Origin of the sequence: Candidatus Desulfofervidus auxilii (assembly GCF_001577525.1) — a bacterium.
Classification (GTDB): domain Bacteria; phylum Desulfobacterota; class Desulfofervidia; order Desulfofervidales; family Desulfofervidaceae; genus Desulfofervidus; species Desulfofervidus auxilii.
In genome coordinates, this window is sequence record NZ_CP013015.1 from 1,530,167 (window position 1) to 1,543,539 (window position 13,373).

A 13,373-nucleotide genomic window follows, 5' to 3' on the forward strand; every position below is an offset into this window, starting at 1 on the left:
TTTTGAAATTACAATCATCCAAGAAGGCACGGCCAATTGTTTTATTAATGGCTGAATGATACTTTTAGGGTAATCAAAAAGGACACGGATTATATCCACTGATTTTTTTATTTTTTCCTCAAAAACTCAAATTTTTTTCGGCAATTTTTGCAAAAGGAGGCAGATTTTACATCGGTATCTTCGATACTATTGGAAAAATGCATTACACAATGGGGATCCGGGCAATGGTCAAGACCATAAAGATGACCCAATTCATGGACTGCCTCTTTAAGAGAGCGCTGTTTAAAGAGGGTTTTATCTTCTGGAAGCCCATAAAAATTCTGATGGAGGCGGGCTAGGGCAATTACCGCTACTCCAGCATAAATAGCCGCCTCACCAAAGATAAAGTTCAAACCAGAGGTATATAGGTCTTTGTCCGTAATGCCCAATATAAACTCATTTCCTTCTTTGATAGTGAGCAACCTTTCTAAAAAAGGGCGGGAGAAATATTGTCCTCGGATGGGATTATAGGCCTGAGGTAATGAAAGAGGAGGATGTTCATCTATAGGTAGATGGAAAATATCAGCAAGCTGTTCTTTTAAAAATGCCAATATTTCTGAAATATCCCCTGTAAAAGGGGCCAGCACAATTTTATCAGGCATATTTTATCAAACACCTCCCAGTCATCTCTGGAGGTATAGGTATTCCAAGAACATGAAGAATGGTTGGAGCCACATCTCCCAGAATACCTGGCTGTAAAGTAATTTGAGGCACAGGTTCCTTTACTAAAATAAAAGGAACAGGATTTAAGGTGTGAGCAGTATGAGGTTGACCGGTTTTATAGTCTATCATTTGTTCGGAATTACCATGATCAGCAGTAACAAAGGCAATCCCATTTTGATTTTTTATTTCGGTTAAGATCTTTCCCAAACAGCTATCCACTGTTTCACAGGCCTTAATGGCTGCCTCTAAGACTCCAGTATGTCCTACCATGTCTCCATTAGCAAAATTAAGCACTATAAATGGATACTGCCTTTTTTTTAAATGCTTCAGTAATTCCATGGTTACTTCTGGGGCACTCATTTCAGGCTTTAAATCATAAGTGGGGACTTCTCTAGGTGAGGGAACAAGATGGCGGTCTTCTCCTGGAAAGGGCTCTTCTTTTCCCCCATTAAAAAAATAAGTGACATGGGCATATTTTTCTGTTTCTGCAATCCTTAATTGTCGCCAGCCGTGCTTACTTATGACCTCTCCTAAAATGTTTTTTAGGGTTTCTGGTGGAAAGGCAATAGGTAAGTTGAAACTGGCATCGTATTCGGTCATGCATACATAATAATTTAACTTGGGCCATTTTTCCCTAATAAAAAAATCAAAGTCTTTATAAGTCAATGCCCGGGTAATCTGCCTTATTCTATCTGGTCTAAAATTAAATGAAATAATTACATCACCATCATCTATAGTAGCTAATGGTTTGTTTTGGGAATTCATTATCACTGTAGGTTTGATAAATTCATCGGTTTCTCCCCTATCATAGGCTTTTTTTATGGCTTCTATGGCGGTTTTGGCCTTATAGCCTTTTCCTAAAACCATGGTTTGGTAAGCCATTTTTGTCCTTTCCCAACGTTTATCTCTATCCATAGCATAGTATCTGCCTGAAATAGTAGCAATAGTGCCTAAACCAATATTTTTAATCTTTTCTTCTACCTGTTGAATATATTTTAAGGCACTCTTGGGTGGGGTATCTCGCCCATCTGTAAATCCGTGGATAAATACTTGATTTAATCCTTGCTTTTTTGCCAATTGGCAAAGGGCATAAAGGTGGTCTAAAGAACTGTGCACTCGCCCATCAGAGAGTAACCCTAATAGGTGAATTTTTCCCTGTTTTGCCCGCTCCATAGCCTCCACTAAGATGGGATTTTCAAAAAAGTCTCCATCCTCAATAGATTGGCTTATTCGGGTTACTTCCTGATAAACAATGCGGCCTGCTCCTAAGTTAAGATGTCCTACCTCTGAGTTGCCCATTACCCCTTCTGGTAAACCCACTGCTTTACCATGCGCCTTTAAGGTAGTCCAAGGATAGGTGGCCATTAAAGAATCCATAACCGGAGTTTTGGCTAATGCCACTGCGTTACCTTCTCTTTTGGGATTTAGGCCCCAACCATCTAAAATAATTAAGATATTTGCCCTCAATTAATCTTCTCCTTTTAACGAATATAGTTTTTGCCAATCGATTCTAGGAACTTCTATCCATAAACCCTCTAAGTCATAATATGCCCTAATAGGCTCAAAAAAGATGTGAATCACCAGGTCACCATAATCTAAAAGTATCCAGTGACCCTGGTTAAAGCCTTCTATCCCTATGGGGCTATACCCATGTTCTTTCATCTTTGTTAAAATCTCTTGGGCAATGGCTTGAGTATGCCTATCTGAGCTTCCACTCATAATCAAGAAATAGTCTGTAAAATTAGAAAAACCCCGTAAGTCAAGTAATGATATATTCATGGCCTTTTTAGAAATAGCTGCTTTAAGACTAATCTTTTTTTTCATCCCCTCCTCTATAGAAATTAAACCGCTGAATGTATTCCTCCACAACCTTAGGAACAAGATAGCGAATTGATTTATTTTCTCTAACCAATCTTCTAATTTGGGAAGCCGAAATATTTAGCAAAGTGATAGGACAATAGTAAATAATTTTGCCTGAAGGAAGAAAAAATGAATCTTCCTCAGTTTTTACATCAGAGAAAAATTTGTTTAGAATGGGCAATATTTGCTCTTTAGTAAAACTTTTTCTAGGTATAACCACAAAATGAGCTAGTTTAAAAAGTGTTTGGGGTGATTTCCAGGTATCAATACCCAAGAAGGCATCCAATCCAAGAATGAAATAAAATTCAGCATCCTTTTCTTTTTGTAAGAGAAGTTTTAAGGTATCCACAGTATAAGATTTCCCATCCCTGATTCCTTCAATTTTAGATACATAAAAGTGAGGATTGTCAGCAATAGCCAAATTAACCATTTGATAACGGTGGGGAAAGGACACAAGTTCATCTACTGGACGGTGAGGGGGAATCCCACACGGGATAAAGATGACCTTTTCAAAATCCAGTTTTTCCCTAACTTCTTCAGCCGCCCTTAAATGTCCAAGATGAATAGGGTTAAAAGTTCCTCCTAAAATACCTATTTTCACAATGTTTAAGTTCTAATTTGCCCTTCTCCAAAGACAATAAATTTTGTAGTCGTCAATTCTTCTAAACTCATAGGACCATAGGCATGCAGTTTAGAGGTGCTAATGCCAATTTCTGAACCTAATCCCAACTGATTTCCGTCATTAAATCTAGTAGAGGCATTTACTAATACTACTGAAGCGTCTACTTTCTCCAGAAATTCCCAGGCGCGAGAATAGTTTTCAGTTACTATAGCTTCTGTATGATTAGAGCCATATTTAGCGATGTGGTTTATGGCCTCTTCCATATCAGCTACTATCTTCACTGCCAAGATTAAATCCAAATACTCTGCTGGCCAATCTTCTTCTGTGGCAGCCTTGGCTGATGGGAACAGATTGCAAGTCTTGGGACACCCTCTAATTTCCACGCCTGCTTGGGAAAAGGTTTTTAACATATCAGGCAAAAATTTCTCTGCTATGCCTTCATGGACAAGTAAGGTTTCCATAGCATTGCAAACACCTGGTCTTTGCACCTTGGCATTGAAGCAAATTTTTTTTGCCTTTTCTAAATCTGCCTTATCATCTACATAAACATGACACACACCTTTATAATGTTTTAATACAGGCATTTTGGCGTGCTCAGTGACAAATCTTATTAATCCTTCACCACCTCTGGGAATAATTAGGTCTATATATTCTTCCATTTCTAATAAGGCCAAAACAGCATCTCTATCTGTAATAGGTACCACTTGAATAGCCTTTTCTGGTAATCCTGCCTTCACTAAGGCTGCAGTCATGATATTACCCAGTATGATGTTTGAGTTAATAGCCTCAGAACCACCCCTTAAAATTACCACATTGCCTGCTTTAAGACATAAGGCGGCTGCTTCTATCGTAGCATCAGGCCGAGCTTCATAAATCATACCAATCACCCCCAAAGGAATTCGCATTCTCCCTACTTTTAGACCATTGGGCCGCAGCCACATTTTCGTAATATTACCCACAGGGTCAGGCAAAGCGATGACTTCATAAAGATTATTTATCATCCCCTCTACTCTGTCTTCCGTAAGGGTGAGTCTATCAATCATGGCCTTAGAAAGGCCTTTTTCTTGAGCATAAGCCACATCTTTAGCATTAGCTTCTAATAAAGAAGCAAGTTGGTCTTTCAATCCCTGAGCAATTTTCTTTAAGGCTTTGTTTTTGACATCCGTTTTGGCTGTTGCTATTGCCGGAGCCATTTCTTTAGCTGTTTTTGCCATTAAAGAAATTTGTTCTTTAATTTCCACTTTTTACCTCCTTTCTAGTTAGGGGTTAAATTAGCATAAGCTATGTCAAAAGGCAAGAGAGGATGTTTCACGTGAAACATAGATTGCAAAACACTATAGAATGTGATAATTCATACTTCAATGACGAGGGTTATTGCTATTGCTAACCAAAAAGGTGGGGTAGGGAAAACTACCACTGCTATAAATCTTTCTACCTCTCTTGCTTTACTAAAAAAGCAGGTGCTTTTAGTAGATTGTGATGCTCAGACTAATGCTAGTAGTGGATTGGGTCTCTCTATCAATGGGGTAAATCTTTATGAGGTTTTAGTGGGGAGAATACCTATTACTCAGGCCATAAAACCCACTTGTGTAACTGGGTTAAGATGTATTACTGGCCATCCCGATTTAACAGGTATTGAGGTAGAATTGGCCTTGTTTTCCAAAAGAGAGCACCGGCTTAAACACCATTTGGCAGCATTAAGGTCTGTTTATGATTTTATATTCTTAGATTGTCCTCCTTCTTTAGGTATTATTACTATAAATGCCCTTACCGCCGCTGACACAGTGTTAATTCCTGTTCAATGTGAATATTACGCCTTGGAAGGATTGACCCAATTGCTTAAAACTATTAAACTTATTAAACAACGGGTCAATTCGACCCTAAGAATAGAAGGGTTTTTGTTAACTATGTTTGATAAAAGAAATATTCTTTCTCAACAGATAGAGACTGAGGTAAGGAAACATTTTAAGGAATATACTTTTAAGACAGTTATATCTCGTAATGTGCGTTTAGGAGAAGCACCCAGTCATGGCCTTCCAGTGTTTTTTTACGACAGAAAATGCCGAGGGGCAGAGCAGTATTTCCAATTAGCTCAAGAGTTTTTAGCACGGGATAAAAGAGGTTAAGATGAAAAAACCAGGTCTTGGAAGAGGATTGGATGCCCTTTTTTCTGAAGATTCATTTAGTGATTATTTCATGTGCCCTATAGAAAAGATTAGTCCTAATCGTTATCAACCCCGGCAAGTGATTGACACTCAAGAGACGAGCTTTCAGGAATTAGTAACTTCCATCAGAGAAAATGGAATTTTACAACCTTTAATTGTCACTCCCTTAAAAGATAAATATGAGCTAATAATCGGACAAAGGCGTCTGGAGGCAGCGCGTCAAGCAGGTTTAAAAGAAGTGCCTGTAATTGCTCGTAAGATTGTTTCTGATATTGAAAGATTAGAAATGGCCATTGTTGAAAACATTCAACGTCAAGACCTAACTCCTTTAGAAGAAGCAGAAGCATATTATCGCCTATTGACAGAATTCCATCTTACCCAGGAAGAAATTGCTAAAAGAGTAGGTAAAGATAGAGCAACTATTGCCAATTTTCTACGCTTACGTCAACTACCCAGTTTGATTAAGAAAGATTTAAATCAGGGACGTCTCACCATGGGACATGCTAGAACCCTTATAGGATTACCTTTAGAACAACAACTGGCTATCCGTGAGGAGATTATCAACAAGAATTTATCTGTTCGAGAAACAGAAAAACGTGTGCAGAGTGCTAAAATACATAAAAAAAAGAACAAGACTCCCTCACCCATCTATCAAGAGGTAGAAGAAAGGCTCAGAGAGGTTTTAGGCACAAAGGTGAAAGTTATACCTCGGAAAAAAGGGGGTGTGATTGAGATTAGTTTTTTTTCTGAAGAAGGGCTTTTTCAACTATTTCAAACCATTAGTGGGGAAAGATGGAGTTAGTCATAGATGGATATAATGTTATAAGACAATCACCTGTTTTTAAAAAAGCCGAACAAGAAGGGCTGGAAGTAGGTCGAGAAACTCTTATCAAATATCTGGAAGCCTATCGGAAGTTAAAAAAACATAAAATTACTGTGGTTTTTGATGGTCAGAATGCCGCTCACCTCTCTATTCAAAAAGAAAGAATAGCTGGTATCTCTGTTATTTATTCTCCTTATGGCCAAACAGCAGATGAAATAATTAAACGCATGGTTATGAAAAATTCTAATTTAGTGGTAGTTACTTCTGACAGAGAAATCATTGATTTTGCTCAAAGGCACAGAGCTACTTCTATTCCTACCACTGAGTTTATTCCTAGGCTGGAGATGGCCTTTTATTCTGAAATTAAAGGGATAGAAGAAGATACTCCCTCTTCTATTGCACCTATAAAAAAAGGCCCCTCACGTCGTTTATCAAAACGCCAACGTAAAAAGCAGAGAGTGTTGAGAAAGATGTGAAAAATCCACATTCATTTTCTGGTGAGTGCTCTTTACCCGAAATCTGCGATTGATTTTTGGATAAAAATCCAACCTGCCCGACGGCAGGCAGGCCTGCCCGACAGGGGGCTTTGGACTCCTCGGCCTCCTTTTTTTGATGACAGGGGTGTAAATCATAGTAGTTTTAACATCTTTGTGGCCAAGGAGTTCTTGAACAGTTCTGATGTCATAGCCATATTTTCTGTAATTCATACTTATTTTAAATATATGAGACATTATACTGCCTAAAAAGATAGATTAATGGTTTTCGTTGACAGAAATTATGAGGGATAGTAATATGACTTTTAGGCAGTAGAATTATATAGTTATGCGTACGAATTGTAGGCACTATGCTTACCATAATAAGCAAGGATTGAATTAAACGGTGGGAAATCAACTTTGGCAATGGAATTATGAAATCAAAGGGCTTATCCCCGAGCAAGTTAAACTGAAGAGAAAAGTTTGGCTAAAGAAGGGCGAGTTATTTCTTGAAAAAAAAGGAGATAAACTCCATGCTTTTCTATTAGGAAATGAGGGAAATAGGTTTGATACAGATAAAATTATTGAATCTTATTTACGGTTCTCTTGCCTAATTTCTAATAATGCGCCTGTTCTTGAAGGTAGAGGAAGAGTAGGATTAAAGTCAAAAAATGAGTTTGGCAAAAGAAAGGAATTTTTCACCATTTCCTTTAGATTTGTTTTGCCTGATGAAGCCATTAAAGAAATAGAGGATTATGCATATAAATTTATAGGTTTCATTGGCAAACTCCATGATAAATATATTGCTGTTGTAGCTGATAATGAGTTCATCGAAATAGCCTTGGATTATTTTTATGATGCTCAAAAAAAATTTGTTTACAGCAATGAAGGATTCATTAGTGCCGTAATAAGTATGGAAGCACTGTTTAATGAAGGACCCACAGATATTAAATACAAGTTGTCGCATCGAGCCGCATTTCTACTTGGACTTTGCGGTATGGATCCTATTGAGACATTTAACAAGTTAAAAGATTTTTACAACAAAAGAAGCAAGCTAGTCCATGGAGGCGGAACTCTACCGCATGATCCGGACAAATACCTTGTTTCAACATATACAAGACGATCACTTATGATATTTTTGATATTGCTTAACAGTAAAAAAAGAAAAGAAATTAGCAAAAATAAAAGGAAGATTGAACTGTTAAAAGAAATTGATCATGCGATGCTTGATCCAGAGATGCGTAATTCATTAAAGAAAGAAATTAATAAAGGCCTTAAAGATTTTAAATTACCTATTCCTCGAACATTTGAAGGCAAGGGAAAGCATGGAGCCTATCGCGTAACAGTGTGGTAATTTAACGCATAACAAGGCGCTTCACCTGACCGCTATTCCGCTGGCGCTCCATAGCGGCAGGTGAGCTTAGACGTTAGAGATCTTAGAAGTTGTGTTGGAGGAGTTCTGTGAGTAACAAGCAGTCATGGAAAAGTTACGAAGACGTGGCGCGCTATTTTCTCAACCATTTTCGGCAAGAATTTGGTCTTGAGCGAGTTGACCCTAAACAGAAAATCGCTGGCAGTAGTGGAACGTCTTGGGAAATTGATGCGAAAGGTGTGTCCGAGGGTAACAACAGCGCAATTATGCTTGTTGAGTGCCGGCAACACCGATCCAAACGACTCAATCAGGAAGCAGTTGGTGGGCTTGCATACCGAATTATTGATACCGGTGCATCGGGTGGCATAATCGTATCGCCGTTACCACTGCAAGAGGGAGCGAAAAAAGTAGCCGAAGCCAACCATATCGTCCACGTTCGGTTAGGACCAGATTCAACCCCAGAGAACTTTGCCATCAGTTTTTTCAACAAGCTCTTTGTTGGGATTACTGAACGAGTGACTATTTTGGATCACATGAGTGTTGTCATTATCGACAGGGACGGGAACAAAAGATCATACTGAATACTGTCCAACCAAGGCGTGCAGACAACGGCTTACAGCGTCCGCTGCGCTCCCGCTTTCAGCCGCGCCTGATGCCCGGCGTTATGTTTTTTAAACGATAAGCTTAGAAATTTTGAAAGGTGAAGTATGAATTGCCAAATTCTTGGCAATGAAAGCCAAAAAGAAATAACAGAGCTTTTCACCTCGGTATTCACTTCATCTAAGGGAGAAAAGGAAGGAAAATTGATTGGCAAACTTTCTTCAGCGTTGGCGTCAAACATTGATAATGAAGAAATAATCTGTTTTGGTGTCTATGAAAATGAATCACTCATAAGCTCTGTTTTCTTTACTCGTCTTAAGTTTAACGACCCCATTAAGGTTTACATGCTCGCCCCGGTTGCAGTAAGCACTGAACATCAGAGAAAAGGCATCGGACAGGCACTAATAAATTATGGACTTGATGAACTCAAGAAACGCTCTGTAAGTATTGTTGTCACATATGGAGACCCATCCTTTTATTCAAAGGTAGGATTTCAGGCACTTTCAGAAAATGAGGAATTTGGGGTTAAACCTACAATTTACACTTAATAATCTCATCTATTTCCTTTCTTAATTCATTTGATTCTGCAAGTTTATTTTCTATCTCTGTGAGTGTATTTGTTCCTGCCTGAGGGCTTACAAATTTTTTGTATTTTATCATAGCTGTTTTTATATTTTCTGAAAAATAAGCCAAGGATAAAAGCCAAGTCAGGAGATACACAGGGAGTTAGAGGAGGTGTTGTTAATTCCCGTTGAAAATTGACCCCCTTTCCCACTTAATTTTGCCCCCCCTTAGTTATTACTCGTAGCTCCCATTTTCTCCTTTGTTCTATAGCTAGGGCCATTAATGGCAATAATATGACTATGATGCAAAAGCCTGTCAAGTATCGCTGAGGCAATTACATCATCACAAAATATTTCTCCCCATTCTTCAAAAGGTTTGTTTGAGCTGATTATAATAGACCCCCTCCTTTAAAGAAATTGATTATAAAAACCCAATTCCCTTTTTATCTTAAGTCTAGGTAGCGGCCTTAAAGTAAAGGTAGGCCTTTGTTCCTCTAGTTCTCCTTCTTTTTCTAAAATACCCCAAGTAGCTTCTTTGTCCTGGGGAGCCTCTTTCTTAAACCTTTATAATGTTTTTGATTGATAATACTCATCCCTTTGTTTTTACTTATAGTATGAGTACCAATAAGCACCCCTTTTTGAGAAAATACTTTAAGATATCTGCCCTGAGATACCCTTATCCACACATGCTTTCCTGCATAAGGCCAGGGAACACTATATCTATTGCCATCATAAGAGATAAGACAATCAGAGGTTACCTTCCTAAATATCTCCTTTGTGCTTATAAAAGGAGTCTCTGGTAAGGAAATGAGAAATGAGCTTTCTTTTAAAAATCTATCAATGGGTCTAAGGCTTATGGTAGAATGAGTAACATAATCAAGCTCTCTTTCATACTCATGAAGCTTTTTAATAAATTCTTCAAAGCTTTCAAATTCCCTTCCTTTTATAAAAAACTGCTCAAGAAGATGAAATGGCCTTTCTACTTTACCCTTTGTCTTAGGTCTTTTCACCTTACAAGCAACGGGCTTTATTCTATAATGACCGCAAAACTCAAGAAAACGAGGATCCCACTTTATTATATATTTTATATGCCCCACCCTTGAAATTACAAACTGAGCCCCATTATCTACTAGTATCTCTTTTGGTACACCACCAATTCAAAAAGCATCTCTTCAATTTACTCCTTAAGTTTAACTAACTGAGGATTATCTCTTGGAGGTCTTTGATAGTGAGGTGGTTTATTTGCCCTTAAAGCCCTCTTTACGGTGTTTTTAGAAATACCTAACTCCCGACAATGCCCTTTATAGATCTTCCCTTTGCCCTTAAATACCTGATAGTTACCCACGCCTCCATAGAAATCATCTCCTTTCTCCTCCATCATAAAATCCATGATGGAGGACCTCTATCTTTTCTTGGAGGGGGTCAATTTTAAGTGGGAATTAATAACCACAGCCTGACATTTATCTGATGTTGTCTTGACAGTGAATATTAAGCATGTTAATTTTGATTTGTGGGCCGTTAACTCAGTTGGCAGAGTATCGGCCTTTTAAGCCGAGAGTCGCAGGTTCGAATCCTGCACGGCCCACCAATGTCCCCATCGTCTAGCCCGGTCCAGGACACCGGCCTTTCACGCCGGCAACAGGGGTTCAAATCCCCTTGGGGACGCCAAATATGAATGATAAAAAGGTCTCCTTCTTGCTTGGAGGGAGGCCTTTTCATTTTTATTGACGAAATTCGTCAAGTTGCTAACAAATATTGTCAATAAATATGCTTATTTTTCCCTCATCTGGTGTTACTCCCTAACTCCAAAAACGGTTATTACAGGAATATTCTGTTTAAAATATCTAGAAATTATTTTTGGCACATTTCTCGCTAAAGATTATAACTTAGATGGAAATAAAGTAGGAGTATCAAGTGATTTTACTGAAGATAAGAAACACAAAATTGAAAGGAGTGAACTAAATGTTAAAAAAATTTTTTTCTTTATTCTTTTTATGCTCTTATTTTTTCATTCTAGGAGTTAATACAGGCACAATTGAAGAACAGAAAAACGTTCATAATGAGGGACTACTAAATGCTATCCTATCAATTAATAAAGATTCTAAAAAACAATTTAAGAAAGAATTTTGTAGAGTTTTTGCTACCACGGTGAAAGGTTGTCACGATTTGAAAATAAAGGGAATAACTGAGGTTATAGCACTATCCATGATAGAACAGGAGCTTATATTAGCTGGAATTAAAAGCATGCCTCTGAGTATTGTGGATCAAATTAGGAATTCATTACGACAAGCATGTATGTTGGGATATCATCTCCCCAAGAATGTTGTGAATATAGAAAAAACTTACTTTGATTATTGTGTGAATTGTAATGGAAGAAGAGAAAAAATTACAGAAATTGACCTTTAAAAAGAGGTAAATAGATTGAAAAAGAGAAGTTTGCTAACAATTCTAACAATAATCTTTATGATTGAATCAACGTTAGCAACAAAGCATGGTGAAACTGTGAATTCTAATAGATTCTCCAATGAGAATAGCGAATATTATTATAATCTGAACAATATGGATAAGAAACTTCGGTTTGTTTATATTAATCAACAATATTTAGTTAGTAAATATGGGAATTATTTGTTGGGCAAAAAGAACAATCTAATTCCTTTTTATATTTTGGGGGACATGGAATATGAGGGTAATAATTATAGAAATGCTTTAATTTATTATGAGAAAGCAGTATCCCAAAATTCTTATGATTTAAATACTGTGGAAAGAATGGCTATTTCCTACTTATATACAGAGGATTATGAAAAGGCCCTTGAAATGTCCCAAAAACTGATAACTCAAGCCCCAAGTGATTTCAGAGGTTATTGGTTAAAAGGTCTCTCTTTGGTCTATCTCCATAAATTAGAAGAGGCTATTGCAAGTTTTAACAAGGCACTTAAATACACAGGCAGGGAAACAAAAGCACAAGCCACAGTTCTTACCAGTAGATCAAATGCCTTTCTAATTACTGGCAAATGGGAAAAAGCACTTTCAGACATAGAAAAAGTATTACAAATACAACCCAAAGCTTATGTAGTTATAATAAATAAGGGTATAGCTTTAAAAAAATTAGGTAAGAAAAAGGAAAGCGAGAGAATCATTCAAGAGATTTTACCTCATATAGAAAATAAGTACACGCGTGCCTGTGCATTTGCAACGCTTGGAGATAAAAAAAATATGTTAAAAGAATTAGAAGTAGCAATTAAAGAAGACATAGGGAATAAAGTAAGTGCAAAATTGGATCCTGATTTTGCTGAATATCAGGATGACCCCGATTTTCGCAAAATCATATCCAAGTGAAAATAATCTCTCAACCGCAACTTTAAATATTTAATTCTATTAATTCTAAAAAACATTATATCCCCCCGGATGGATAGCCCGAGGGGAATTAACTTATATACCACCAAATCCTGAGATGGTTTTTGTGGATACCGATTTTACTTGAAAAGAAATAGGTGCTCCATTTTCATACACATCTTCCACAAAAACAACTATTTCTAAATCTTTCCCTTGAGTTCCTGAAGGTAATATATATCCCCATGAGGTAGAACCTCTGTGTTTGCCTTCACATACTCCAGTAGGTCCCAATACCAACCGATGACTTTCCAAAATCTCGGTTCCTTTAGTAACAAAAATGCGAACTTTGGTTCTTTTAGCAGTTTTTAGATCTAGTTTCAAAAATTGACTAATTTCATTTCCGCCTTTGAACCTTTTACACTGATTTCTTTTTATAAAATCCCCACCCCAAGCCGTACATAAAAACGCAACCATTACAAAAAAGACAATAAAACTTAAGACTTTCCTTTTCAACATTTTACTATCCCCCTTTATTGTTTGAGGAAAAATAACATAAAAAGACCTATAAGTCAAAGTAAAAATTCCCCCCGAAATCCGTGTTTGTCCTACAAGAAACCCCGCAAGCCTGCCTGCCGAACAGGCAGGTGTGGTAAAATAAAGCGATTTTGAAAGATTACCCTTTTTCCTTGTTAAAAATACCTTTGTCCAAAAATCAATCGCGGATTTTGGGTCTTGTGTAGGGAAGTACTAAAGATGTTGAACAAAATGGTTAGCCAGCAACTAATTCACTAACTCACTTGTGTCTAACTCACTGCTTTAGCTGACCCGATTTGAGGATAACGTGTGAACGTTTTAACGTT

Annotated in this window: 17 protein-coding genes, 2 tRNA genes and 2 pseudogenes; 10 read left to right on the forward strand and 11 right to left on the reverse strand. The window is 37.5% G+C overall.

Going from position 1 to position 13,373, the window contains the following annotated elements:
• Positions 1 to 107 precede the first annotated feature (107 nt).
• Genes HS1_RS07680 through HS1_RS07700 form a run of 5 tightly spaced genes read right to left on the reverse strand, consistent with a single transcriptional unit; the run spans position 108 to position 4,425 of the window.
• Positions 108 to 641 carry an archaemetzincin family Zn-dependent metalloprotease gene (locus HS1_RS07680; RefSeq protein ID WP_066063229.1) on the reverse strand — a complete coding sequence of 178 codons (534 nt, stop codon included), beginning with the start codon at positions 639 to 641 and terminating at the stop codon, positions 108 to 110.
• Positions 634 to 2,169 (reverse strand): 2,3-bisphosphoglycerate-independent phosphoglycerate mutase, encoded by a 1,536-nt coding sequence (gpmI, locus tag HS1_RS07685; RefSeq protein ID WP_066063232.1) that lies wholly within the window; start codon positions 2,167 to 2,169, stop codon positions 634 to 636. The genes HS1_RS07680 and gpmI overlap by 8 nt, the downstream gene beginning before the upstream one ends.
• Positions 2,170 to 2,526 (reverse strand): ribosome silencing factor, encoded by a 357-nt coding sequence (gene rsfS, locus HS1_RS07690; RefSeq protein ID WP_066063235.1) that lies wholly within the window; start codon positions 2,524 to 2,526, stop codon positions 2,170 to 2,172.
• Entirely contained in the window at positions 2,510 to 3,163 is a 654-nt protein-coding gene (gene nadD, locus HS1_RS07695; RefSeq protein ID WP_066063239.1) for a nicotinate-nucleotide adenylyltransferase, read from the reverse strand. The genes rsfS and nadD overlap by 17 nt, the downstream gene beginning before the upstream one ends.
• A gap of 5 nt (positions 3,164 to 3,168) precedes the next feature.
• On the reverse strand, positions 3,169 to 4,425 hold the full coding sequence (locus HS1_RS07700) for a glutamate-5-semialdehyde dehydrogenase (protein WP_066063242.1): 1,257 nt from the start codon (positions 4,423 to 4,425) through the stop codon (positions 3,169 to 3,171).
• A gap of 120 nt (positions 4,426 to 4,545) precedes the next feature.
• Here HS1_RS07700 and HS1_RS07705 point away from each other — a divergent pair, with 120 nt between their 5' ends.
• Genes HS1_RS07705 through HS1_RS07715 form a run of 3 tightly spaced genes read left to right on the forward strand, consistent with a single transcriptional unit; the run spans position 4,546 to position 6,648 of the window.
• Positions 4,546 to 5,310: a ParA family protein gene (locus tag HS1_RS07705; RefSeq protein WP_066063245.1), complete on the forward strand. Its 765-nt coding sequence runs from the start codon at positions 4,546 to 4,548 to the stop codon at positions 5,308 to 5,310.
• Between the two features lies 1 nt (position 5,311).
• Complete coding sequence (locus tag HS1_RS07710) at positions 5,312 to 6,151, forward strand: ParB/RepB/Spo0J family partition protein (RefSeq protein ID WP_066063248.1); 840 nt, start codon at positions 5,312 to 5,314, stop codon at positions 6,149 to 6,151.
• Positions 6,142 to 6,648: an NYN domain-containing protein gene (locus HS1_RS07715; protein WP_066063251.1), complete on the forward strand. Its 507-nt coding sequence runs from the start codon at positions 6,142 to 6,144 to the stop codon at positions 6,646 to 6,648. The genes HS1_RS07710 and HS1_RS07715 overlap by 10 nt, the downstream gene beginning before the upstream one ends.
• 32 nt (positions 6,649 to 6,680) lie before the next feature.
• On the opposite strand, the pseudogene HS1_RS14035 reads toward HS1_RS07715, so the two are convergent.
• Positions 6,681 to 6,861, reverse strand: a pseudogene (locus HS1_RS14035) (hypothetical protein); the annotation flags it as partial.
• 190 nt (positions 6,862 to 7,051) lie between these two features.
• Here HS1_RS14035 and HS1_RS07725 point away from each other — a divergent pair.
• The 3 genes from HS1_RS07725 to HS1_RS07735 all read left to right on the forward strand — a co-directional run bounded on the left by HS1_RS07725 (position 7,052) and on the right by HS1_RS07735 (position 9,165).
• Positions 7,052 to 7,999 (forward strand): HEPN domain-containing protein, encoded by a 948-nt coding sequence (locus HS1_RS07725; protein ID WP_066063257.1) that lies wholly within the window; start codon positions 7,052 to 7,054, stop codon positions 7,997 to 7,999.
• Between the two features lie 107 nt (positions 8,000 to 8,106).
• A complete protein-coding gene (locus HS1_RS07730) occupies positions 8,107 to 8,598 on the forward strand; it encodes a restriction endonuclease (protein WP_066063260.1) in 492 nt (163 codons plus the stop codon).
• Between the two features lie 126 nt (positions 8,599 to 8,724).
• Positions 8,725 to 9,165 carry a GNAT family N-acetyltransferase gene (locus tag HS1_RS07735; protein ID WP_082757713.1) on the forward strand — a complete coding sequence of 147 codons (441 nt, stop codon included), beginning with the start codon at positions 8,725 to 8,727 and terminating at the stop codon, positions 9,163 to 9,165.
• Here HS1_RS07735 and HS1_RS07740 read toward each other — a convergent pair.
• The 4 genes and pseudogenes from HS1_RS07740 to HS1_RS07750 all read right to left on the reverse strand — a co-directional run bounded on the left by HS1_RS07740 (position 9,149) and on the right by HS1_RS07750 (position 10,570).
• Entirely contained in the window at positions 9,149 to 9,337 is a 189-nt protein-coding gene (locus HS1_RS07740) for a hypothetical protein (protein WP_066063263.1), read from the reverse strand. The genes HS1_RS07735 and HS1_RS07740 overlap by 17 nt on opposite strands.
• A gap of 71 nt (positions 9,338 to 9,408) precedes the next feature.
• Positions 9,409 to 9,585: pseudogene (locus tag HS1_RS12855) on the reverse strand (ATP-binding protein); the annotation flags it as partial.
• Positions 9,586 to 9,692: 107 nt separating this feature from the next.
• Positions 9,693 to 10,190: a Mu transposase domain-containing protein gene (locus HS1_RS07745; RefSeq protein WP_245669937.1), complete on the reverse strand. Its 498-nt coding sequence runs from the start codon at positions 10,188 to 10,190 to the stop codon at positions 9,693 to 9,695.
• 167 nt (positions 10,191 to 10,357) lie between these two features.
• The gene (locus tag HS1_RS07750; RefSeq protein WP_066063269.1) at positions 10,358 to 10,570 is read right to left on the reverse strand and encodes a hypothetical protein; all 213 of its coding nucleotides are present in this window, start codon (positions 10,568 to 10,570) and stop codon (positions 10,358 to 10,360) included.
• 122 nt (positions 10,571 to 10,692) lie between these two features.
• Here HS1_RS07750 and HS1_RS07755 point away from each other — a divergent pair.
• The 4 genes from HS1_RS07755 (at position 10,693) to HS1_RS07775 (ending at position 12,516) form a co-directional block, all read left to right on the forward strand.
• A tRNA-Lys gene (locus tag HS1_RS07755) sits at positions 10,693 to 10,768 on the forward strand.
• A gap of 2 nt (positions 10,769 to 10,770) precedes the next feature.
• Positions 10,771 to 10,848, forward strand: a tRNA-Glu gene (locus HS1_RS07760).
• A 294-nt stretch (positions 10,849 to 11,142) separates the two neighbouring features.
• Positions 11,143 to 11,586 (forward strand): hypothetical protein, encoded by a 444-nt coding sequence (locus HS1_RS07770; RefSeq protein WP_066063274.1) that lies wholly within the window; start codon positions 11,143 to 11,145, stop codon positions 11,584 to 11,586.
• Positions 11,587 to 11,739: 153 nt separating this feature from the next.
• On the forward strand, positions 11,740 to 12,516 hold the full coding sequence (locus tag HS1_RS07775) for a tetratricopeptide repeat protein (RefSeq protein WP_066063277.1): 777 nt from the start codon (positions 11,740 to 11,742) through the stop codon (positions 12,514 to 12,516).
• A 93-nt stretch (positions 12,517 to 12,609) separates the two neighbouring features.
• On the opposite strand, the gene HS1_RS07780 is transcribed toward HS1_RS07775, so the two are convergent.
• Positions 12,610 to 13,029, reverse strand: coding sequence for a hypothetical protein (locus HS1_RS07780; RefSeq protein WP_066063280.1), 420 nt, complete (start codon positions 13,027 to 13,029; stop codon positions 12,610 to 12,612).
• Positions 13,030 to 13,373: the final 344 nt, after the last annotated feature.

What these genes read in the sequence shown, in the direction of transcription:
- HS1_RS07680 (WP_066063229.1), bottom strand. Translation starts at nt 641, where the DNA reads ATGCCTGATAAAATTGTGCTGGCCCCTTTTACAGGGGATATTTCAGAA.
- HS1_RS07750 (WP_066063269.1), bottom strand. Translation starts at nt 10,570, where the DNA reads ATGGATTTTATGATGGAGGAGAAAGGAGATGATTTCTATGGAGGCGTG.
- HS1_RS07780 (WP_066063280.1), bottom strand. Translation starts at nt 13,029, where the DNA reads ATGTTGAAAAGGAAAGTCTTAAGTTTTATTGTCTTTTTTGTAATGGTT.
- HS1_RS07705 (WP_066063245.1), top strand. Translation starts at nt 4,546, where the DNA reads ATGACGAGGGTTATTGCTATTGCTAACCAAAAAGGTGGGGTAGGGAAA.
- HS1_RS07710 (WP_066063248.1), top strand. Translation starts at nt 5,312, where the DNA reads ATGAAAAAACCAGGTCTTGGAAGAGGATTGGATGCCCTTTTTTCTGAA.
- HS1_RS07735 (WP_082757713.1), top strand. Translation starts at nt 8,725, where the DNA reads ATGAATTGCCAAATTCTTGGCAATGAAAGCCAAAAAGAAATAACAGAG.
- HS1_RS07715 (WP_066063251.1), top strand. Translation starts at nt 6,142, where the DNA reads ATGGAGTTAGTCATAGATGGATATAATGTTATAAGACAATCACCTGTT.
- HS1_RS07770 (WP_066063274.1), top strand. Translation starts at nt 11,143, where the DNA reads ATGTTAAAAAAATTTTTTTCTTTATTCTTTTTATGCTCTTATTTTTTC.
- HS1_RS07775 (WP_066063277.1), top strand. Translation starts at nt 11,740, where the DNA reads ATGGATAAGAAACTTCGGTTTGTTTATATTAATCAACAATATTTAGTT.
- rsfS (WP_066063235.1), bottom strand. Translation starts at nt 2,526, where the DNA reads ATGAAAAAAAAGATTAGTCTTAAAGCAGCTATTTCTAAAAAGGCCATG.